Origin of the sequence: Segetibacter koreensis DSM 18137, from assembly GCF_000374045.1 — a bacterium.
Classification (GTDB): Bacteria; Bacteroidota; Bacteroidia; order Chitinophagales; family Chitinophagaceae; genus Segetibacter; species Segetibacter koreensis.
Genome location: NZ_KB893315.1, coordinates 287,024 through 309,403, shown reverse-complemented (window position 1 = coordinate 309,403; position 22,380 = coordinate 287,024). Strand labels below are relative to the sequence as shown.

Below are 22,380 nucleotides of genomic sequence, written 5' to 3'. Positions count from 1 at the left end.
TTCATCCTAATAAACAATGTCCTGGTTTTCTTCAAAAAGACTATCGGGACCTTGTTTTAATTATTTTTATTTATATAGAAAGACATTCCTGCTCTCTAAAAAACATTCCCAAAGCATGGTCTAAAGATGGCAGTTCAAATCCCTTTTCAGTATCAAGAACACTATAAGCAGGTCTTGATGCTGGAAGGTTCATTTCTGCTAAAGTCACGGGTCTAAAGTATTTTGGATTATACCCGCTTCTGTTTGCAATTTCTGATACTAACATAGCCCAGCTAATACTTCCTTTGTTTGAGACATTACAAATACCTGATGCCTCATCTATTAAAAGATCGAGTGAAGCATGTGCAAGATCCGGAACATAAGTAGGTGAAATAAAAACATCCTTAGCCGCGGAGAAAGTTTCTTCGTTTTTTAATGATTTAAGTGCAAAATGAACAAAGTTGTATTCATCCCAGGGGCCAAAAAAAGCGCTTGTACGGATGATGAGTGCGTCAGAATTATGATATAAAACGCTTTCTTCTGCTATCGCTTTGCTTTGCCCATAAGTATTTAGTGGCGATACAATGTCACTCTCAAGATAAGGATTGTTTTTCTTGCCGTCAAATACAAGGTCTGACGAATAGGTTACAAATTGTACACCGTACTTTTTGCATGCAATTGATAGATGTTTGGGAGCAACACTGTTAATATGAAAACAACTTTCAACTTCTTTTTCAGCGTCATCAACTTTTACATATCCTGCTGTATTTATAACCGCCCAGGGTTTGTATTGTTTAATCATTCTTTCAATGTCGTCGATATCTGCAATATTTACATCATCCCTGCCCAGGTCTATGTGATGAATTGCGCGGTAGTTGCAAATCCTGCTAACCGCCTTTCCAAGTGTTCCTGTTTTACCGATAATAATTAAAGGGCGTTTGTCCTTCTTCTTTTCCTTCCTTCCTGCTGGTGGGTTTTTGCCGGCAATATTGTATAACACTGCAATAGGCCTGTGCCACCATCCTTCTTCCTGTAAGATTGGATGGTAATAGTCATTGTTAAGAGCGAGCGAGGTGACAAGTTTAGTGAGTGCTGTAGTCCTTGGTTCAGCGCTTCTTATATCAAATAAACCCGGTTCATATTTTCCAACTGGCTTTGTAAGTAAGCTGCACCAATCAAAGGAACCTAAAAGTGCCCATGCAGTAACTGCTTTAATATCGGCGCCTTTTTTCTGTAAATTTTTAGCTGCATTCCAAACCTGGTAAAACCATCTTAGCTGTTCTTCCCGGGAACAGTGCAAATGAACTTCTGTAATTGCAATTGATATATTATACCGGTCCCACACCTCTTTAAAAAGAGCTTGAGGACCTTGATTTTTACCGACCCTGACTGCTTCAACATCCGCATAAACATGCCTTCCGTTTCCTCCAACGCAGTGTGCAGGAAAGCGTTCAAGTCTTTCATCCAGCCATCTTTCAGACGTTACATAATGATTAATTCCAAGAATATCAGGAGGACAAGGATTGTTTATAAAAAATAACAGGTCTTCTTTTTTTAAACCCACCCATAAAAGATATTCCCACAAAGGGTGACCTTCGTTAATCATTCCGCAAAGCAGGTCGAAAGACAGCCATCGACGGTTGTTCTCAAATTCCCGTTGGTACCTGAGTTTCGGAGAGCTGTGTGTTTTACCCAGGTCTTCCGTTTGTACCAGTTTTGCTTTTGGGTTTATTTCCCGTATAGCTTTCATGGCTAAGACTGTACCCTTACATTCCGCAAGCAAAATTGTTAGAAAGTCCAGATCAGTTGTTTTATGTGGATACCAGTGGCCATACATACCACAAAACCGTGCTGTAGTTAATGGCTCATTTACAGGGGTATAATATTGAATCTCCGGAAAGTTAGTGGCTACTTTTTTTGAATAAGTGGCAAGGCCTTCTTCAAAACTGCCATTAAAAAAGTCAGCGTACATAGGTCCACTGCCATGATGCACCAAGCCGGCGATCGGAGTGATGCCGGCTTGGTGCATTTCTGTTAATCTTTCATTGCTAGAACTCCAGTCTATTATTGTATCTTCTTGCGGAGCATGTTTTTCCCATAAAATTGGATATCGCAATGCTTTTATTCCTAAATCTGCAAAACGTTTTATATCGTCATAACCTCTTTTATAATGGCCAGATAAATCCAACTGATCCATATACCTGTCCTCAACCCTGTTTAGGGAACATTCAATTCCACCCCAAACTTCAATTTTGTTTTTCGTACTTCCTTTCTTCATCTGTATGCAGTTTTGTTGACAAGTCGGACTGCATGATTTTCTTAAAAGTTGAGAGAGCCTGTGCTACTACCTGGTCCATATTATAATACCTGTATGTGGCTAATCGTCCTACAAAGTAAGTATTGGTAAGCTGGTTAGCCATAGCAGCGTACTTTTTATACAACTGGTCGTTTTCAGGTCGCGGCACTGGATAATACGGATCTCCTGTTGCTTCGGGAAACTCATACACAACCGTTGTTTTATCATGCTTTTGTCCTGTTAAGTGCTTAAATTCTGTAATTCTTGTAAATCCGTAGTCGTTAGGATAATTTATAGTTCCTGTCTCTTGAAATTGAGCTGTTTCTAATGTTTCAAATTTGAATCGTAATGACCTGTAAGGCAGCTTGCCATATTTGTAATTGAAGAATTCATCGATTGGTCCTGTAAATATTAGCTTTCTAAATGTTACATCATCCATCACTTCCTCATAATCAGTATTCAACATTATTTTAATGTTCGGATGGGAAAGCATTTTTTCAAACATCTTTGTATATCCATGTAAAGGCATTGCCTGGAAACTGTCTGTAAAGTAGCGGTCATCTTTATTTGTTCTTGTAGGTACTCTCGCAGTTACTGAGGCATCAAGTTCAGAAGGATCTAGATCCCATTGCTTGCGGGTATATGATCTGAAAAATTTCTCGTACAATTCTCTTCCAACTTTGCTTACCACCACATCTTCAGAGGTTTTAACAGGATAAACTTTTTCTGCCCGGGATGCTAAAAACTCCTCCACTTCAAATCCATTTAAATTCAACCCGTAATATTTATTGATAGTGTTAAGGTTTATCGGAATTGGAAGAAGTTGTCCATCTACCTGTGCCAACACTTTGTGTTGATAGTTGCGCCATGCTGTAAACTTGCTTAAGTAATTGAAAACATCGGCTGAATTTGTATGAAAAATATGCGGGCCATATTTATGAATCAGTATGCCTTCGTCATTGTAATAATCATAGGCATTTCCACCAATATGATTTCTTTTATCAATAATGAGTATCTTTTTATTACCTACAGATGCAAGTCTTTCAGCTAATACACTTCCGGCAAAACCAGCCCCTACAATCAGGTAATCATAAGTGTACTTGTTAGATGATTTGTAAACAGGTGTCGCCTTTCTGTTTGTATTAAGAGCAGCGTTGATTTTCTTCATCATCTCCATAAAAGTTGCACTCCAGCTTTTGTCTGCAAGAAAATCATCCACCTCAGGCAACCATTCGGTTTTATCCATTTTCAAATATTCCTCAGCTGCTGCTACAAACTCTTCTGCATTTGCACCAATCTTTACAATACCTTTTTCTCCGTATGGTTTTACAACATCGCGTATTGGTGTAGATACTACAGGTACGCCTGATGCCAAATACTCAGGTGTTTTTGTCGGGCTAATAAACCTGGTAGATTCATTTATTGCAAAAGGTATCAAAGCAATGTCCCAACCAGAAACATAATGAGGAAGCTGATCGTAGCTTTTTCCGCCTAACATATGCACGTTTGGCAGTTGTGGCAAGGAGTTAGGGTTTATCTTAACCACAGGCCCAAGTAATACGAAGTTCCATTCAGGCTTTAGTAAAGCCATGTTTCTTATAAGCTCTATGTCAAATCTTTCATCTATCACCCCATAAAATCCAAGTTTTACTCCTGGTATATTTCTCTGATCTTCCGGTTCTTCCTTTACCGTTCTTGCCTGTTCAAAATGTTTTTTGTCTATACTGCTTGGAAACGAATAAATATTGTGATGGCGATGTTTTTTGTGTTCGTATAAAGATTGACCACCTGTAAAAACAACATCTGCTTTTTCTAGTAAAAGGTCTTCAAACTCTTTTAATCTGCGAGGTGCATTTTTAAAGTTAGACAACTCATCCATGCAATCGTAAATTGTTAAGGCCGGTTTATAGTGGCTTGAGAATGAAAGAGCCATTGGTGTATAATACCAGAAAATGATATCTTCCGAATTTTTATTCTTTAAAAACTTATCTAATAAAATTTTAAGCATTTTGTCACTGTCCTCACCATTCGTTCCGGGTGGTAAATGAGGTCTGACAATCCAAAGATTGTCACTTTTTGCAGTGAAGGTAAGCGTTGGCTCTGCCGGAGCATCATGAAACGGCTCTTCAACAAAAAAGACGGTAAAAATTGTGGCAAACCGCGAAATAAGATGTTGAGGGCGTTGATAAACAAAATCCCACCTTAAGTGGGAGAAACAGATAAGCGTTGACGGGGTTTGGGATTGACCATCGTTATTGAAGCTGCTGTTGTTTTTCAAAATGCTGTTAATTACCTCCATTGGGTGATAGTAAATTTTAAAGTCAAAGTATAAGTTGTGATAGTATATATATTAAATACGTGCCAGTATTTTTATAATATAATTACCGTTAAAAAGGTTTTTCTGGAGAGCTTTGGAAAAGCGTTAAAAAAAGGTAGTGGGGAATATTCTTCTCAGTTGTCTAATGTTATTTCTTAAGTAATTAAACAAGAAAAAGTTGTATTAAGTGAATTATCACTGCAGCAGGATTAATTAAACTAAACAAAAGTTTCATTAATTGCTTCGACTTTACCCTCCTGGCAAAATATGTTCCTTTACATCCATCCTTTAATTCCGTCAAGGTTACAATATATAATTGAAGGAAAAAAATAAGCACGTCGAAAAAACGTGCCTATCTTAAAAAATAGCAAAAAACATTGTTAAATAGCGACCTGTTCTTCTATCTCGTCCATTGTAATAGAACCATGGCTTTCATCATAAATACATTGACCATTTTTGATTATTAAAATCTGCGGACTTTCGTGATAGACATTAAACTGTGAGGAAATTGTGTTGCTGAGGTTACGATAATTAAGCAGATCAAGAAAATAGAAATCTGCATTTGATGGCGCGATACTTCTTTCAAGCCTGCCTTTTGCCATTGCACTAATGCCACACCTTGAACTATGTTTAAATATTACCTGCGGTTTGTCATGAGACTTTTCAATCAATTCCTTTATCTGATCTTCACTTTTAAACTCAATCCAATTCATACTATTCATTCTTTTATATAATATTATTTATTAAAAATTATGCCCGAAAATAACGAGGATTATGAGATGGGCAGTCTCCCCCGCGGGCCGATGCACATGATTGTAACATGAAGCCTGTAGCTATGATTATAATAATTGCAATTATTGTCTTTTTCATATTACTTACTTAAATAAATATAAGGTTATTTTGCACAAATATTTCAAAGATAAAAATTTTAATGAAAGTTCATTTTATATCAATTGGAGGAAGTGTAATGCATCAGCTTGCGATTGCATTAAAAAGAAAAGGCTACGAAGTAACGGGAACAGATGATGAAATTTTTGAACCGAGCTATTCAAATTTAGAAAAGGAAGGTTTGCTTCCAAAAAGTATGGGATGGAATCCAGATGCAATTGTTCCTGAGCTTGATGCAGTTATATTAGGAATGCATGCAAAAAATGATAACCCGGAAATTGAAAAAGCAAGAAAACTTCAATTGTCCATTTATTCTTTTCCTGAATATATTTATCATGAAAGCATGGCAAAAACAAGGGTAGTAGTAGGAGGTAGCCATGGCAAAACGACTACCACAAGCATGATGATGCATGTGTTAAAGGCAGCACAAAAAAACTTTGATTATCTTGTAGGCGCCAGGCTTTCAGGATTTGAACAATCAGTAAGTATAACAAATGCACCAATAATAGTCTGTGAGGGAGATGAATACCCTGCAAGTGCAATTGAAAAAAGACCCAAATTTCATTTTCTTTTTCCGCATGTAGCTGTTATAACAGGTATTGCATGGGATCATATAAACGTCTTTCCGACTTTAGAAAATTACATTGAGCAATTTCGTATATTTCTTGATAAAATTGAACCGGGAGGACTTTTAATTTATAACGAAACAGACGAAATATTAAAACAATTAATTGCAGATAGCAAAAGAGAAGATATTGTATTTCAACCTTATGGCATTCCTGCTCACACTGTTAACAGCGGCAAGACAACAATAAAAATTGAAGATGCAGAAGGCGAATTGGAAATTTTTGGTAATCATAATCTGTTAAACTTACATGCTGCATGGTATGTCTGCAAACATTTTAAAATAGATGCTGCGACTTTTGTACATGCAATGAGTACTTTTACAGGAGCAAGTAAAAGATTAGAGAAAATTGCAGAAAATGATGGAACAATAGTTTATCGTGATTTTGCTCATGCGCCCAGTAAAGTTAAGGCTACAATGGAAGCTGTAAAGCAACAGTATCCGGGTAGAAAATTAATTGCCGTATTTGAATTGCACACTTTTAGCAGCCTTAACAAAGATTTTATGAATGAATATAAAGGAGCGATGGATGAAGCAGATGAAGCGGCGGTGTTTTATTCTAAACATGCACTGGAATTAAAGAGGATGCCTCAGCTTTCGAAAGAAGTTGTTTTTGATGGTTTTGCAAAAGAAAATCTTAAAGTATTAACAGATAAAAGTGAATTAATAAATTGGCTTAACAATCACCAATACCAAAATACCAGTGTGGTCTTTATGAGTAGTGGCAATTATGACGGTGTTGATGTAACTGGTTTTGCAACAAGAATGACAACTGCTTAATTTATTGTTTTATATTGTTTATATTATAATTATCGTTCACATTTAATAAACCCGTTTCGAATTTTTTTTACATGAAATTACAGTTAAAACGACCTGTTGCTTTTATTGATCTTGAGACTACAGGCACTAACCTGGCTACTGATAGAATTGTTGAGATTGCTATTGTGAAAGTAGGCATTGATGGAAGCCGTCATACCAAAAGAAAGATTATAAATCCGCTAATGCCTATACCAAAAAGTTCGAGCGATGTACACGGTATAACAGACGAAATGGTGAAAGATGCTCCAACATTTAAGCAAGTGGCAAATGAAATAAAACAGTTTATTGAAGGTTGCGATATTGGTGGATATAACAGTAACCGGTTTGATATTCCAATGTTGGTGGAGGAATTTCTAAGGGCGGGTCTTGAATTTTCAGTGGATGGCAAAAAGCTGATAGATGTGCAAAGAGTCTTTCACCTGATGGAGCAGAGAACTTTAAGTGCTGCCTACAAATTTTATTGTCAAAAAAACCTTGAAGGGGCTCATAGTGCAGAAGTAGATGCAGCAGCTACATGGGAAATATTAGAGGCGCAAATTGAACGATATCCTGAAATAGGTGTTACTCTTGAGTCGATATGTAGTTTTTGTGGTGAAGAAGATTTGGTTGACTTTGCCAGAAGATTTGTTAAAGTTGATTGTAAAGAGGTATTTAACTTCGGTAAACATAAAGGACGGTGCGTAGAAGATGTTCTGAAAGCAGAGCCTCAGTATTATGACTGGATGATGAAAGGAGACTTTCCTTTGCATACAAAGCAAAAGCTTACTGAAATAATGAATAGAGGTCTTTTAAAGAAAAGTTTCTAAGACTTATAGCAATAAAATATTTTATTAAAAAATCCAGATTGCTGTTAAGCTAAATCAAAATGTAACAATTATTGGAAAAAATAGTAATTATACCGACTTACAATGAGAAGGAAAATATTGCCAATATTTTAGAAGCTATTTTTTCTTTGCAACTGGGTTATCATGTTTTGATAATTGATGACTCGTCACCTGATGGTACGGCTAATATAGTAAGAGAGCTTCAACAGTCTTACAAAAATCAGTTGTTTTTAGAACAAAGAGCCGGAAAGTTAGGCCTCGGTACAGCCTACATTCACGGTTTTAAATGGAGCATTGAAAGAGGGTATAATTTTATTTTTGAAATGGATGCAGACTTTTCACATCGTCCTGCTGACCTTGAAAGATTATACACTGCCTGCAAATATCAAGGAGGAGACGTAGCCATTGGAAGCCGCTATGTAAAGGGCGGACAAATTGAAAACTGGCCGTGGGATCGCAAATTTTACTCAAAAGGAGGAGCGCTTTATACGAGGTTGGTCACCTGGATGCCGGTAAAAGATCCTACAGCAGGTTTTGTGTGTTACAGGCGCGAAGTATTAGAAACTATAAATCTTGATGAAATAAAGTTCGTAGGTTATGCCTTTCAGATCGAAATGAAGTTTGCCGCATGGAAATTGGGCTTTAAAATAGTAGAAGTTCCGATTGCATTTATAGACCGCAAACTTGGTTCTTCAAAAATGAATAAAGGTATTTTAAAAGAAGGTGTGTTAGGAGTATTGAAAATACAATGGCAAAGCTTGTTTAAAAATTACCGCAGACGGGTTAAAAATGCTTCCCAGTTTGTTTCACCTAAAGCAGAAGTATAGGTTCTTGCAAGGTTTAGAGGTATGTGCCCTAAGGTACAAGTTTGAGAAAATAAATTTTACTTTGCACCTTTTGCCTTCCATCTCCTTCGATTAGTCTTTCCTGTATATTTGCACCTTCATGAAACAGGCTTTACTTAAACTGCATATTGCAGTGTTTCTTTGGGGGTTTACAGGTGTTTTAGGAAGGTTAATATCACTTAATGAAGGATTACTGGTTTGGTACAGAATACTTATTACCATTGTTACTTTATACTTTTTAATGCGCTCCAACAACGAGTTGCAGTCTGTTTTACCTAAACAACGTTGGCAGCTTTTCTCTATAGGAGGTATTGTAGCTTTGCATTGGTGTTTCTTTTATGGAAGTATAAAATATTCCAATGTTTCAATTGCTTTAACATGCCTGTCATCAACAGGATTGTTTACCGCAATTTTAGAACCGGCAATTACAGGTAAAAAAATGGTTGTTGCTGAAATTTTATTGGGATTGGTTGCTATTGCTGGTATTTATCTTATTTTTCATTTTGATCCTCAATATAAAACCGGCATTGTACTCGGTATTGTCTCTTCCGTTTTAAGCTGTGTTTTCTCAATCTTTAACAAAACCCAGGTTTCATACAATGCTCCAAGAACAGTAATGCTGTATGAGTTGACCGGGGGCTTTTTATTACTTACCTTGCTAATGCCATTTTATTTGTACCTGCTGCCAACCCGGAATTTTATACCAAACCGAATGGATATGATTTGGTTTGTACTATTGAGTTGGATCTGCACTATCCTCGCGATGGACTTGTCTTTGCAGGCACTACAAAAAGTCTCTGCGTTTACACAAAATCTTACGCTTAATTTAGAACCTATTTATGGAATTATACTTGCCTTTGTTGTGTATAAAGAAAACAAGTATCTAAGCCAATGGTTTTATCTTGGCTTCACACTTATTTTATTAGCCGTCGTTTTACAAATGATACGCGTTATTAATAGTCGAAAGAAATTTGCTGTTGTATGAATGTGTTTCGCAAAGTTTCTTTCTAAGTCAATGAAACTGAGGTAAGCTTTATTGAAACTGAGTAATTCGACTTGTGCTTGAGCATTTATTTACTGATAAATTTTACAAAACTTCTTTTAGCTATGGGTAATAAAGTTTCTTCAATCGGATAAGCTAAGTTAGTTTCTATATTATATACCGCAGGATTTGGAAGACTTTTCCTGTTTTTTATTAATTCGCCTTTTATATTTTCTGGTGAGTTACTTACTGTTCTTTGCCATTTGTGAATATAATCTGTGCGGATACCCCTGTATTTCTCATCATGCTTTTCAAAAAAAGTTAAGCGGTATTGGTATACAACAGTCGCATCATAATTACCATCTTTTAAAAAGAGATAACCTTCGTTTACATCCAAAGGAACAATTCCAACTGGTTCTATAGTTATCTTCGCTTCAACAAATTCGTAAATCTCTGCACCTGTTTTGATGGTGTTTTTTATTTTGTTTGCAGAGTACTGTATAATGTCTTCCAATTCCTTCATTAATTCATCATCTTCAATCATTCTTTCATAGGCAAACTGAAGTTTTTGAATATTTATATCAGTCAGTTGTTTGGGAAAATGCTCCTGCAGAAATTTTTTATTTTCGCGAAAAGAAACAATGTTATTGTAATGAAAAACAACATCAGCTAACTGAGGATACAGTTTATTCTCATTGAAATATTTATTTACCTCAGTCAGGTAGGCGAGAAGAGTGTACTTTTTTAATTCAAAATCTATATAACCTTCGGTGAACCATGTTTCTGACAATGTTTTCATAGTTACTTTATTTAAGTTTACATATATACAATAGACTTAAAAATAATACCAACGTTAAATTTTTTTTATTATTTTAACAACTAATTAGTTCATAATAAAAAACATTCGATTTTTAATTTCTCCTTTAAATCATATTTTTGGGAAATTATACTTTTATTCTCTTTTAAAGTTTGTATTATAGTTTTATTTTTAAATAATGGATGGCGGTAAAAAGTTGTTATTAAACTGTGTTTTCATTTTGACAGTGATATTACTGTTACTACGTCCTGCCATTATTTTTAGCTCACATACTCTCTCGTCTATTTTATGGTCAACTGAGGCTCGCACGGTTGGAATTGGCAAAATCATTAAGAAAAAACCAGAAGTACTACATGTAAATAATTTAATACATAATGAAGAAGAACATGTTGAAATAGAAAATGAATTATTAATTTTTTGGCTATTTGCAATTAGAAGATTTTTGAAAAAAAATCTGTATGCTCTTTCCTGTCTGCTCTCTCAACTTGCTTTTAAAATAAAAAGAAAAGCTACGCTTTTTGATATAGTTCCTGATAATCATTATTATTTAGCTCTTTCCATTATTCGTATTTGATTCTAAAAAGTTATTGCAATTGTTGCAGGAATCTTTTTAAATCAAATAAAATAATTTATGAGAGTAATTGTATGTCTTTTTATATTATTAGGCACTATAAGAGTGTATGGTCAGCGTAATACAATTAGTATCCCTGATCTGTTACAAAAAATTTCACAAGATTATCCATCTATAAAAGCAAAAGAAGCATCTGTAAAAGCTGCTTCTTACCGTCTTCAGTCTGCAAGGAAGGATTATTTACCAGAGTTAACAGCGGCTGATCAATATCAATATTCAACAAATAATGGGTTAGAAGGTTCGTATTTTTCAAATGAAGGAACCGCTATTTCTACATCGGGAGGTGTTAGAGATCAAAATATTTATAACCCGGTTTTCGGAAGTTTTACAACACTGATGGTTAATTGGCATGCTTTCAATTTTGGAAAAGTCAAGCAGTCAGTTCAATTTGCTAACTCGCAGGTTCAGGTCGCTAAAGCCGATTATAATAACGAAGTCTTTCAACTACAGGTGCGGGCTATTGATGTTTACCTGTTATTGGCGCTAAGCGAAAAACTTGTTTCAGTGCAACAAGCCAACCTTGAAAGAGCAAAGGTTTTTCAAACATATGTTCAAAGCCACACCCAGGCAGGTCTATTACCAGGTCTCGACTCCTCGGCATCAAATGCTGAAGTGGCAAGAGCGGGGTTAGCTTTATTACAAAGCAAACAACTGGTTGAAGAACAAAAAATACAATTATCTCAGCTTAGCAATATTTCTGTGGATAGTCTCAATGTAGATACAACCACTTTTCTTACCAGAGTTCCGCTGGCTATTTCCGGTGATTCTGCTATTAATAATAACCCGGTTATTAATTTATATAAGCAAATGTTGCAAAACCAGGTTGACCGCTCACTGGTTATAAAAAAATCAGCCTTGCCTACCATTAATATCTTAGGTATGGGCTGGGCCAGGGGGTCAGGGATTAATAAAAGCTCGAAGAAGTATAGCAGTGACGCTATGAGCGGAATTCCTTATCAAACCTATAATTACATGGCTGCAGTTGCTGTTAAGTGTAATATTTTGTCTTTGGCCAAAGAAAGGGAGGAATACAAGGCCGCGGAGCAGGACATTGAAAGTTCGCGGTACAGGTTAGATGAGCAAACGTTAAGATTGCAAAAACAGATGAAAAATGCCAATCTTCAATATCAGTATGCCTTACAGCAAACCAGGTTAGCTCCGGTTCAATATAAGGCGGCGTTAGAGGCATATAATTTATCAAATGCCAGGTACCAGGCAGGCTTAGCGCCGTTAACAGAATTAATACAGGCATTTACCGTATTAAACAGGGCATCTGTAGATGTAACGGTTGCAAATAATAATGTATGGCGTTCTTTACTTCAAAAGGCGGCATCTTCAGGAATGATAGCTGATTTTGTAAACCAGGTCCCCAAATAATCATCTTCTTAAATATACTTATATGAATTTAGTTAAGGCAGCTCTTCAAAGGCCTATTACTGTTATCGTGTTGGTTTGCAGTTTTCTTTTATTTGCTGTAATATCCATAAAAAGCGTCCCGATTGATATATTTCCCAAACTTAATCTTCCTACCATTTACGTGATAGAATCTTATGGCGGCATGTCTCCCCAGCAAATGGAAGGTTTTTTTGCTACCCGTATGCAAGACCAGTTTTTATATGTTAATGGCGTTAAAAACATTACAAGTAAAAACATAACCGGCTTAACCTTGTTGAAATTAAGCTTTTACGAGGGTACTGACATGGCAGAGGCTTCGGCCCAGGTAGCTTTGCAGGTAAACAGGGCAATGAAGTTTTTTCCCCCCGGTGCATTGCCTCCGCAGGTAGTCCGTTTCGACGCATCTTCTTTACCGGTAGGCGAATTGGTCTTCTCAAGCAAAACAAAGTCCTTAAAAGAAATTTATGACATGGCAGCTACGCGGATAAGGCCAATGTTTGGTACTGTGCCTGGCTTATCTGCACCGCCGCCTTTTGGGGCAAACTCCCGCTCGGTTGTAGTTAGCATCGATCCGGATAAGCTTCGCAGTTATGATATTTCACCTGATGAAATAGTTGATAAAATAGCTAAGGCAAATGTTATGTCTCCTTCAGGTAATCTAAGGTCAGATAACCTAATGTATGTAACAACAATTAATACATTAGAAAAGACTGTCAATGACTTTTCAGACATTCCCTTAAAAACCAAAGACGGAGCAACTGTATTTGTAAGCGACGTTGCAAAAGTTACAGATGCAGCAGATATAACCGTTGATTACGCGCTAATCAATGGTAAGCGCTCTGTTTACATCCCGGTAATTAAAACTGCAGATGCATCTACATGGGAAGTAGTGCAAAAGTTGAAGGCAACCATACCTGAAATGCAAAGTTTATTGCCCGATGACATAAAATTAGACTATGCTTTTGACCAATCTGTATTTGTAATAAATGCAGTTAAAAGCCTGATAACGGAAGGTGCATTAGGCGCAATTTTAACTGGTCTAATGGTTTTGCTTTTTCTTAAAGACTGGAGAAGCAGCGTCATTGTTATTATTACTATCCCGATTTCAATTTTATCAACTGTTCTTTTGTTGAAGCTGGCAGGGCAAACAATAAATTTAATGACGTTAAGCGGCCTTGCTTTAGCAATAGGAATATTGGTTGACCAGGCAACAGTGACGATCGAAAACATTCACCAGCATCTTGAAATGGGTAAAGGTATGAGAGTTGCAGTTCTGGACGCATGCCAGGAAATTTCTTTTCCATTGCTGCTTATACTCCTATGTATACTGGCAGTGTTTGCTCCGTCTTTTTTAATGACAGGTGTACCAAAAGCCATGTTTTTGCCTTTGTCACTTTCTATTGGTTTTGCAATGGTAATATCTTATTTGCTCGCACAAACTTTGGTTCCCATATTATCAAATTGGCTGTTAAAGGAAGAGAAATATAAATATAAACATGGTCAGTATCATGCGCATGCCGGAGAGGCGCTGGACAATATTGAAATAGAACAAATCGGCCATCATTTTAACGAAGAAATAAAACATCCGGAGAGTAATGATTTTTTTGAAAGGGTAAAGATGAGTTTTGTTAATATATTAAACCGGATGGTTCCTAAAAGAAAGCCTATCGTTCTAATTTATTTGTTGGTGGTAGTTGGGTTAGTGGCGGTATGTATGAATATTATCGGCCGTGATATGATGCCAAGAACGAACAACGGACAATTTCAGATAAGACTGAAAGAGCCAGACGGTACAAGGTTAGAAAACACAGAAGCGGCATTAAAATCTGTTTTAAAAATTATTGATAGTACAGTAAATAATCACGTAGCTGTTACTTCCGCCTATGTTGGTCTAGTGCCCAGCAGTTATGGAACAAGTAATTTATATGTGTTTAACAGTGGAACCAATGAAGCTGTGTTACAGGTTAACCTGGATGAAAATTATAAAGTCAACCTCGATGAATTGAAAGATGCACTAAGGAAAAATATTCATTATAAGCTGCCCGAGGCTACAATCGTTTTTGAGCCTATTGATCTAACCGATAAAATAATGAGCCAGGGTGCTACAACTCCTATTGAAGTAAGAGTTGCGGGCAAAGACCTGGATCAAATACATCGCTATGCAGATACATTGGTTAAGAAATTAAGCAAAGTTCCATATTTGAGAGATGTTCAGATACAGCAACCTTTAGCTTTCCCTACCATTGCCATTAATATCGATAGATTTAAAGCATCTCAATTTGGATTAAGTGTACAGGAAATCGCAAGGTCAGTTACTGCAAGTACTTCTTCAAGCAGGTTTACAGAAAAAAACCAATGGTTAGATGAAAAGGCAGCATACACTTACCAGGTGCAGGTACAGATTCCTGAATATGCTATGAGTACAATGGACCAGTTAAAAGAAATTCCACTAATTAAAGGACGAAACAGACCTGTCTTATCTGACGTAGCAGATTTCAAAATGGTAAAAGCAGCAGGCGAATATGACAGAAGCGGTCCAAGAAGGTTTCTTACAGTAAATGCAAATCTTTCAAATAAAGATTTAGGCACCGCGACAAATGATGTACAAAAAATAATCAAAGAATTGGGAGAACCACAAAAAGGTGTAACCATCTCGTTGAAAGGAATGTCAGACCTTTTAACTGAAACGCTCGGAAGCCTGCAAACAGGACTGATGTTTGCGGTTATTGTAATATTGTTATTACTCGCCGCTACTTATGAATCTGTCAAACTGGGGCTTGTAGTACTGGTAACGGCGCCTGCGGTTATTCTTGGTTCATTGCTTTTGTTACTACTAACTGGTTCTACACTTAATCTTCAATCATATATGGGCATGATCATGTCAATTGGTGTGTCCGTTGCAAACGCTATTTTAATTGTAACCAATGCAGAAAAGCTAAGAATAGAATACCGGGATGCAAAAAAAGCTGCGGTAGTAGCAGCAAGTATAAGGCTTCGCCCGATTTTGATGACAAGCCTCGCCATGATTGCAGGAATGATACCAATGGCGTCAGGAATGGGGGAAGCAGGTGAACAAACTGCTCCGTTAGGCCGTGCAGTCATTGGTGGGTTGGTTGCCTCAACCTTTGCTGCCCTGTATATTTTACCCCTTGCTTTCGCCTGGATACAAAGTAAATCTTCATTTCAAAGCCCTTCTCTTTTACCTAAACTTAAAACAATGAAACCTTCCTCTTCTCTTATACCATTAAATACATTAATACTAGTAATTTCTCTTTTTGCAATTTCCTGCTCTCCTAAACAAAAACCTGTTGATTTAACACAAAAAAATGTATCGGCAACAAAGGCTTCATCAGTAGAAGATAAGGGAGAACTGGCAGCAGTATCTCAAAAGAAAATTTCTTCGTACGTACAATTACCGGGTGAATTATCCGCTTTTGAATCGGTAGATATTTTTCCGAAGGTAAGCGGTTATATAAAAAATGTATTTGTAGACCGCGGTAGTGTTGTAAAAAAAGGGCAACTTTTAATGACACTAGATGCTCCTGAAATCAATCAGCAGGTTCAAACTGCTAAGTCAAATTTTGCCAAGGCCAATGAAATGTATTTGATAAGCAAAGACAGGTATGAAAGATTATTGCAGGCAAGCAAAACTGCCGGCACTGTTTCTCCATTTGATCTTGAAAGTGCCAGGTCAAAAATGGCTTCTGATGCTGCAAATGTTGAAGCAGAAAAATCAACAGTAACTGGTTTAGGACAGATGAAGGACTATTTACAGGTACGAGCGCCCTTTAGCGGTATTATCACTGAACGTAATATACACCCCGGCGCTTTAATTGGTCCAAATACAAAAAATGGAGACAAACCTATGCTGTCACTGCAGCAAGTAAATCATCTTCGCCTGGTAGTTAATATACCGGAAACAATTGTTTCATCCATTAATAAAGAGAATAAAGTAGAGTTTAAATTAAATGCTTATCCAGATAAGACTTTTCAAGCCGCAGTAAGCAGAAGAGCAGGTGTTATAAATGAGAACGTAAGATCCGAAGCAATAGAATTTGACGTTCCCTCATATGGTGGAGAAATAAAGCCGGGAATGTATGCTGAAGTTAAAATACCTGTAAAGTCATCTAATAACAGTTATGTCGTTCCTGCTTCTGCCATTGTTCATTCAACCAAGGGCGTATATGTAGTAGCTCTGGACGCAGAAAAGAAAACAAAGTTTATAAATGTAATGGAAGGCCTGAATGCAAAAGACAGTACAGAAATTTTTGGAGATTTAAAAGGAATTGGTTCATTATTAAAACATCCATCAAATGAAATAGAAGAAGGCGTAGAGATTGAAAATTAAAAATGAACTTCATTTTATACTTTTGCGGCCGATTGTATTAAATGATCTTTGTTTTTAATTATAATTTTTAATGAATCATAATCAGGAAAAGGAACAAAGCGGAAATATTGTATAAACATGCAAGTGTAAATAGCAGTAGGTGATATATAAATTAAACGTTACCCATTATTATTTATTTTTTTGTACAATACATATCGGCATCTTTGTTCCTTTTCTTATGATATTACGTCTATGCTATTACTTTCTATAATAATTATTTTGGCTCTTGTTTTTGATTTTACAAATGGTTTTCATGATGCTGCAAATTCGATTGCTACTATTGTATCAACAAAAGTGCTTACACCTTTTTTAGCTGTATTATGGGCCGCAGCATTTAATTTTATTGCCTTTTTCGTTTTTAAGGAACATAAAGTGGCAGGTGCAATTGCGGGTATTGTCTCATCTGAGCTAATCAGCTACCATTTAATTTTAGCTGCAACTGTAGCTGCCATATTCTGGAATTTACTTACCTGGTACTACGGTATTCCTTCAAGTTCTTCCCATACACTTATTGGCGGCCTTGCAGGTGCGGCTATAGCCGCTGGTGGGTTTGCCGGTGTTAACAGTGCTCCTATAATTAAAGCCGTTGTCTTTATGGTTTTATCTCCTTTTATCGGTTTAATTCTTGGATTTATTGTTACCATATTCGTGGTCACTATCAGCAAAAAAAGCAAACCATATCGAGCCGAAAAGAGGTTTAAAAGATTTCAACTTATTTCCTCGGCTGCGCTTAGTCTCGCCCACGGTGGTGGAGATTCTCAAAAAACTATGGGTTTGATTTTTACCGCTCTTTGGTTTTATTCTAAAACACAGGGAAATAATCAGGGGCTGGACGCTTTTAAAATGCCTGATTGGTTGCCTCTGTCGTGTTATGCGGCAATTGCTTTAGGTACAATGTCGGGAGGTTGGAGAATTGTAAAAACAATGGGAAACAGGATAACCAAGGTAACTCCGTTAGAGGGTGTATGTGCAGAAAGTGCCGGAGCGTTAACCATCTTTTTAACCGTTTTACTAGGCATTCCTGTAAGTACAACACACACCATTACCGGCTCAATTATAGGCGTAGGTGCAACAAAAAGATTAAGCGCCGTAAGGTGGGGAGTAACTATCGGTTTGGTATGGGCCTGGGTGTTAACTATACCCGTAAGCGCTTTAATTGCAATGCTCTTATATTGGATTTTAAACTTTGCCTCTTTTCTTTCTTAATGAAAAGAGTTCATATAATTACAACAAATAATTACGACAAAGTCATTATAAGTAGGTAAGGTTAGGTGTCACCGTATTGTTTTTCCACATCTGCCCAAAAACCTAGCAAATTACTTTACTATCTGATATCCAAATTTTGACTTAAGCTGTATATTTAAAATGAGTTGATATACTGGTCGCTACCATGGTCGGTGAATATCCCAGCTTTCAAATTCTTTCGCTAGTTCTGTCAGAAAACTTGCCCCTACACTACCATCCACTACCCGATGGTCGTAGCTGAGAGACAAATACATCATATGTCTTATGCCTATGGTATCTCCTTCCGATGTTTCTATAACCACAGCCCTTTTTTTTATTGCTCCTACAGCAAGAATGGCAACCTGTGGCTGGTTGATAATAGGAGTTCCCATAAGACTGCCAAATGTGCCTACGTTGGTCATAGTAAAAGTTCCGCCATTTGTGTCATCCGGCTTAAGGCGGTTGTTTCTTGCATTATCAGCAAGTGTATTTACAGATTTGCTTAGCCCGACAAGGTTAAGATAATCAGCATTCTTAATAACAGGCACAATCAAACTACCAGAAGGAAGTGCTGTAGCCATGCCAATATTAATATCTTTTTTTAAAATTATATTATCACCTTCTACAGAGCAATTGATATAGGGAAACCTTTTTATGACTTTTGTTATACAAGCAATAAACATTGGTGTATAAGTGATTTTTGTTCCTTCTACCTTTTCAAACTGGCTTTTTACCCGCTCTCTCCACCTCACCATATTTGTTACGTCAGCTTCAGAAAAACTGGTTACGTGAGGGCTTATTTGCTTGCTGGTAACCATATGCCTTGCAATCATCTTTCGCATTCTGTCCATTTCTATTATCTCCACATTGCCCGAAGGCGCGGCAGAAGGTAATTGCTCAATATTTTCTTTTGAAGCCGGAGCTAAGTTTGTTTCAGAAGGTTGTTCTGCAGCTGTTCTTTCAGTTTTTGGTAAAGCAATTGGTGGTGCTGCCATTTCCCGGTCAGTTGCCTGGATAGACTTTTTATCGGCCACATATTGTAAAATATCTTTCTTAGTTACTCTTCCTTCATTGCCGGTGCCTGTAATCTTCTCCAAATCACTCATAGAGATTCCTTCGCTGTTCGCAATATTTAATACAAGGGGCGAATAAAATTTATTGTTGCCAGAGGTATTATTTATAACAGGTGTAGTAGACCTTGGCACAAAAGGAATTGGTTCATCTAAGGTTTCTTCTTCATGTGTAAAAGGTTCATGTGGCAAATTACTCTCAGCAATAACCTCCAAATCTTCCTCGGTTGTCTCTGCCGCATTTGCGTCAGTTTCTATACGTGCTATTACCGTACCGATAGGCACAACGTCATTTTCTTTATATAAAATTTCCGACAGCACACCTTCCGCTGTAGATGGTACTTCGCTGTCTACTTTATCAGTCGCAATTTCTAGCACCGTTTCATCCTGCTTCACATTTTCTCCAACCTGTTTGGTCCACCTCAAAACAGTAGCTTCCATTATACTCTCACCCAGCTTGGGCATAAGCAAATCAACTATGGCCATATTAATTAATTTTTTTAAAGAAAGAATTATGAACTAAGCTTTATCCTTTCTATTAAGCATCCGTTGCGTCGCACACTTGTACTTTTTTATCCTTCTATCAGCAAAGAAACTTATACTAAATCTGAGATTTGTACAAATGCAAAGATGTTTGATTTGTATCAGATTACAAAAGAAGGCTGGTGAAGGAAAAAATTCTACCAAATGTAACTTTAGAAAATAAAGTTTTTATGTTATTTGCTGACTAACTTTCAGTATACCATTTATAAAAACTTGTAATTTTCTTTTATAACACTGTAATTAATGTCTCTTTTTGCTCCGCAGTTCTTCCGATTGGTGTATTATATAATCCATATTCCTGCAACAAATCCTGTACTTCATCTGCTGCATTTGCATCAACGGCTATTAATAATCCGCCACTGGTTTGTGGATCTGCCAATAACGCTGTAGCATAATTTTTATCAATATTTTCTGCAAACGAAATTTTGCCGCCGTAGCTGTCCCAGTTTCTGTTCGTTCCGCCTGGCACCGATTGCAGATATATATACATTTTCAAATCATTTGTCAATAACGGTATTTTATTTAGATTTAGCTGGGCACTCACGTTGCTTCCTTCACACATTTCTGCAAGATGTCCCAACAATCCAAACCCTGTAACATCAGTCATTGCTGTAACCCCAGGCATATTACCTAATGCTTCTCCAACTTTGTTTAGCTGTTCCATCTGGGTCGCCGCAAGTGATTGATGTTCTGCTCTTAATATTCCTTTTTTTTCTGCAGTCGTTAAAATACCGACACCAATTTTTTTAGTCAGAAATAATACATTGCCCGCTTGTGCAGTATTGTTTTGTTTAATATTTTTTATGTCAACTATTCCATTTACAGCTAAACCAAAAATAGGCTCGGGAGAATCTATACTGTGGCCGCCTGCTAAAGGTATTCCTGCTTCCATACAAATACTCCTGCTGCCTTCAATAACTCTTTTCGCAACTTCGGGAGAAATCTTATTAATCGGCCAGCCCAATATAGCTATGGCTACAATAGGTTTACCACCCATCGCGTATACATCGCTAATAGCATTAGCCGATGCAATTCTACCAAACTGGTAAGCATCATCTACAATAGGCATAAAAAAATCGGTAGTGGAAATAAGTGCTTGCCCGTTCTGCATATCAAATACTGCAGCATCGTCTTTACTGTGATTGCCTACCAGAAGCCTGTTGTTATCAGGCATTGCAAAATTGCTTTGTAAAATCTGATCGAGTACTTTAGGAGCAATTTTACAGCCACATCCTGCGCCATGCGAGTATTGGGTAAGTTTTATGTCGGTAGAGTTCATTACGTTTAACATGTGCTGATTCTTTTAGGTCAACCAATTGGGCTGTTAAAAATGCAAAAGAACCGAAAATTTGTGAATGAGAATTATAAAGGAGGACTTTTAGAAGTAATGCAAAGATTAATTTGGTTTCTTAACAGATCGACGGAGACTAGATATCCAGAACCCAAAGATTGTTGCTTGATGAAGTCAATGATCATAATAATAGAAACAAGTCAAAAAAATAGGAATAATATGTTGCTGCCATTCATGGCTCAATTTACTAGTGCACCTGATAGTGAATGCTCCTGACTTGCTATTTCCAAGATAATTGTGGCATTTTCACCAGGATGAGTACTTTCTAAAGGAATTTTTTTAATGAACAATACCTTATTTTTTTTTTGCTCGAGGCATTTTAAGTAGTACTTATCATAATACTTTAATAATATCTTAAAACAATCCGAGACATTTCCGGCCTCCAAAAGCTCAAGTGCTGTTTTTGTTTCAAGGCCGCCTAAACGTTTTGTTATCCTTGTAATACTTTCTGCTAATTTAACTTTTTCAAATCTGCCGTACGTATTGACAATATATTTCAATCTTTCTTCAAAGGGGATTTCTAAAAAGTATACGGGCCTCGTTTGGATATAGGAATACAAGTTATTAGGAATGCTAACAGATCCGATCCGCTGACTTTCATCCTCGAGCCAGATAGAACCTGCTGAAGCGTTAGCGGACAATGCTATAGCCAGCTTATTCTCAAACATCTCCTGGCTTGGTGGTGTGTTTTCGCCTAAATGACCAAAGGCTGATCCTTTGTGATGGGCCAGTGCCTCTAGGTCTATAACTGCACTGCCTTGTAGTGCAAGGGCTTTTAATGTTTCAGTTTTGCCACTGCCAGTATAGCCACCAATAATCTTAAAGGGATATTGTATATTGAACTGCCCTGCGCACCATCTTCTAAAGGATTTGTAGCCACCAATGATGGTGTATACTTTAAAGCCATACAGGTCTAATAACCAGGCTGCTCCCGCACTACGCATGCCCCCACGCCAGCAGTGAATAATTACAGCCTTTTCTCTTGATTGTTCTGATGCCTTTTTTGCCTTATGAGATTCAAAAATCCTTTCAGCTTCATCAACCATTTGCACCATTTTCACTCCAAAATATTGTAAGCCTTTTTTTATTGCTTTTTGTTTGCTTTCCTGTTTATATGCAGTACCAACTACCTTTCTTTCTTCATCGCTAAACAATGGCAAACTATAAGCTCCGGGTATATGGGCATGTTCGTATTCTCCCGGGCTTCGGACATCTAAAACAGGGTAGTTACCTGCAAGTTCAAAAAATTGCTGTATTGTGATTTTTTCAATAGCCATAGGTAAGAATACAAATTAACTTTATAAAATTCATATAAAAATGTTGTATTTCTTTCTTGTCTTTTAAACAAGCAAATCATTCCGTTTCTGCATCTTACCTTTGCAGCCGG

The 22,380-nt window shown here is 36.9% G+C and carries 15 protein-coding genes; 8 read left to right on the top strand and 7 right to left on the bottom strand.

Annotated elements, in window-relative coordinates; genetic code table 11:
- Nucleotides 1-70: 70 nt before the first annotated feature.
- The 3 genes from B154_RS0103950 to ytxJ all read right to left on the bottom strand — a co-directional run bounded on the left by B154_RS0103950 (nt 71) and on the right by ytxJ (nt 5,305).
- Nucleotides 71-2,257 (bottom strand): family 1 glycosylhydrolase, encoded by a 2,187-nt coding sequence (locus B154_RS0103950; protein WP_018612024.1) that lies wholly within the window; start codon nt 2,255-2,257, stop codon nt 71-73.
- Complete coding sequence (gene glf / locus B154_RS33285; protein WP_018612023.1) at nt 2,226-4,574, bottom strand: UDP-galactopyranose mutase; 2,349 nt, start codon at nt 4,572-4,574, stop codon at nt 2,226-2,228. Before glf ends, B154_RS0103950 begins: the two co-directional genes overlap by 32 nt.
- 398 nt (nt 4,575-4,972) lie before the next feature.
- Entirely contained in the window at nt 4,973-5,305 is a 333-nt protein-coding gene (gene ytxJ, locus B154_RS0103940; RefSeq protein ID WP_018612022.1) for a bacillithiol system redox-active protein YtxJ, read from the bottom strand.
- 218 nt (nt 5,306-5,523) lie between these two features.
- On the opposite strand from ytxJ, the gene B154_RS0103935 reads away from it, so the two are divergent.
- The 4 genes from B154_RS0103935 to B154_RS0103920 all read left to right on the top strand — a co-directional run bounded on the left by B154_RS0103935 (nt 5,524) and on the right by B154_RS0103920 (nt 9,578).
- Nucleotides 5,524-6,885 (top strand): UDP-N-acetylmuramate--L-alanine ligase, encoded by a 1,362-nt coding sequence (locus B154_RS0103935; RefSeq protein ID WP_018612021.1) that lies wholly within the window; start codon nt 5,524-5,526, stop codon nt 6,883-6,885.
- Between the two features lie 71 nt (nt 6,886-6,956).
- Nucleotides 6,957-7,730, top strand: coding sequence for a 3'-5' exonuclease (locus B154_RS0103930; protein WP_018612020.1), 774 nt, complete (start codon nt 6,957-6,959; stop codon nt 7,728-7,730).
- A gap of 71 nt (nt 7,731-7,801) precedes the next feature.
- Nucleotides 7,802-8,575, top strand: a complete 774-nt coding sequence (locus B154_RS0103925) for a polyprenol monophosphomannose synthase (protein WP_018612019.1) — start codon at nt 7,802-7,804, stop codon at nt 8,573-8,575.
- 118 nt (nt 8,576-8,693) lie between these two features.
- A complete protein-coding gene (locus tag B154_RS0103920) occupies nt 8,694-9,578 on the top strand; it encodes a DMT family transporter (RefSeq protein WP_018612018.1) in 885 nt (294 codons plus the stop codon).
- A gap of 85 nt (nt 9,579-9,663) precedes the next feature.
- Here B154_RS0103920 and B154_RS0103915 read toward each other — a convergent pair whose 3' ends face one another.
- Nucleotides 9,664-10,374 carry a hypothetical protein gene (locus B154_RS0103915; protein WP_018612017.1) on the bottom strand — a complete coding sequence of 237 codons (711 nt, stop codon included), beginning with the start codon at nt 10,372-10,374 and terminating at the stop codon, nt 9,664-9,666.
- Nucleotides 10,375-10,570: 196 nt separating this feature from the next.
- Here B154_RS0103915 and B154_RS0103910 point away from each other — a divergent pair, with 196 nt between their 5' ends.
- The 4 genes from B154_RS0103910 to B154_RS0103895 all read left to right on the top strand — a co-directional run bounded on the left by B154_RS0103910 (nt 10,571) and on the right by B154_RS0103895 (nt 18,011).
- Complete coding sequence (locus B154_RS0103910; protein ID WP_018612016.1) at nt 10,571-10,966, top strand: hypothetical protein; 396 nt, start codon at nt 10,571-10,573, stop codon at nt 10,964-10,966.
- Nucleotides 10,967-11,023: 57 nt separating this feature from the next.
- On the top strand, nt 11,024-12,400 hold the full coding sequence (locus B154_RS0103905; protein WP_018612015.1) for a TolC family protein: 1,377 nt from the start codon (nt 11,024-11,026) through the stop codon (nt 12,398-12,400).
- Between the two features lie 22 nt (nt 12,401-12,422).
- Entirely contained in the window at nt 12,423-16,766 is a 4,344-nt protein-coding gene (locus B154_RS0103900; RefSeq protein ID WP_018612013.1) for an efflux RND transporter permease subunit, read from the top strand.
- Nucleotides 16,767-16,997: 231 nt separating this feature from the next.
- Entirely contained in the window at nt 16,998-18,011 is a 1,014-nt protein-coding gene (locus B154_RS0103895) for an inorganic phosphate transporter (RefSeq protein ID WP_026259942.1), read from the top strand.
- 179 nt (nt 18,012-18,190) lie between these two features.
- Here the strand turns inward: B154_RS0103895 and B154_RS0103890 are convergent, their stop codons facing one another.
- The 3 genes from B154_RS0103890 to mnmH all read right to left on the bottom strand — a co-directional run bounded on the left by B154_RS0103890 (nt 18,191) and on the right by mnmH (nt 22,270).
- On the bottom strand, nt 18,191-19,585 hold the full coding sequence (locus tag B154_RS0103890; protein WP_018612011.1) for a dihydrolipoamide acetyltransferase family protein: 1,395 nt from the start codon (nt 19,583-19,585) through the stop codon (nt 18,191-18,193).
- Nucleotides 19,586-19,868: 283 nt separating this feature from the next.
- A complete protein-coding gene (gene selD / locus B154_RS0103885; protein WP_026259941.1) occupies nt 19,869-20,921 on the bottom strand; it encodes a selenide, water dikinase SelD in 1,053 nt (350 codons plus the stop codon).
- 251 nt (nt 20,922-21,172) lie between these two features.
- A complete protein-coding gene (mnmH, locus tag B154_RS27615; RefSeq protein ID WP_018612009.1) occupies nt 21,173-22,270 on the bottom strand; it encodes a tRNA 2-selenouridine(34) synthase MnmH in 1,098 nt (365 codons plus the stop codon).
- Nucleotides 22,271-22,380 lie beyond the last annotated feature (110 nt).

Bases quoted from the DNA above. Each gene is read 5' to 3' on its own strand.
- B154_RS0103935 (WP_018612021.1), top strand. From the start codon at position 5,524: ATGAAAGTTCATTTTATATCAATTGGAGGAAGTGTAATGCATCAGCTT.
- ytxJ (WP_018612022.1), bottom strand. From the start codon at position 5,305: ATGAATTGGATTGAGTTTAAAAGTGAAGATCAGATAAAGGAATTGATT.
- B154_RS0103890 (WP_018612011.1), bottom strand. From the start codon at position 19,585: ATGGCCATAGTTGATTTGCTTATGCCCAAGCTGGGTGAGAGTATAATG.
- B154_RS0103910 (WP_018612016.1), top strand. From the start codon at position 10,571: ATGGATGGCGGTAAAAAGTTGTTATTAAACTGTGTTTTCATTTTGACA.
- B154_RS0103905 (WP_018612015.1), top strand. From the start codon at position 11,024: ATGAGAGTAATTGTATGTCTTTTTATATTATTAGGCACTATAAGAGTG.
- B154_RS0103950 (WP_018612024.1), bottom strand. From the start codon at position 2,257: ATGAAGAAAGGAAGTACGAAAAACAAAATTGAAGTTTGGGGTGGAATT.
- mnmH (WP_018612009.1), bottom strand. From the start codon at position 22,270: ATGGCTATTGAAAAAATCACAATACAGCAATTTTTTGAACTTGCAGGT.
- B154_RS0103900 (WP_018612013.1), top strand. From the start codon at position 12,423: ATGAATTTAGTTAAGGCAGCTCTTCAAAGGCCTATTACTGTTATCGTG.
- selD (WP_026259941.1), bottom strand. From the start codon at position 20,921: ATGAACTCTACCGACATAAAACTTACCCAATACTCGCATGGCGCAGGA.
- B154_RS0103920 (WP_018612018.1), top strand. From the start codon at position 8,694: ATGAAACAGGCTTTACTTAAACTGCATATTGCAGTGTTTCTTTGGGGG.
- B154_RS0103930 (WP_018612020.1), top strand. From the start codon at position 6,957: ATGAAATTACAGTTAAAACGACCTGTTGCTTTTATTGATCTTGAGACT.
- B154_RS0103895 (WP_026259942.1), top strand. From the start codon at position 16,998: ATGCTATTACTTTCTATAATAATTATTTTGGCTCTTGTTTTTGATTTT.
- glf (WP_018612023.1), bottom strand. From the start codon at position 4,574: ATGGAGGTAATTAACAGCATTTTGAAAAACAACAGCAGCTTCAATAAC.
- B154_RS0103915 (WP_018612017.1), bottom strand. From the start codon at position 10,374: ATGAAAACATTGTCAGAAACATGGTTCACCGAAGGTTATATAGATTTT.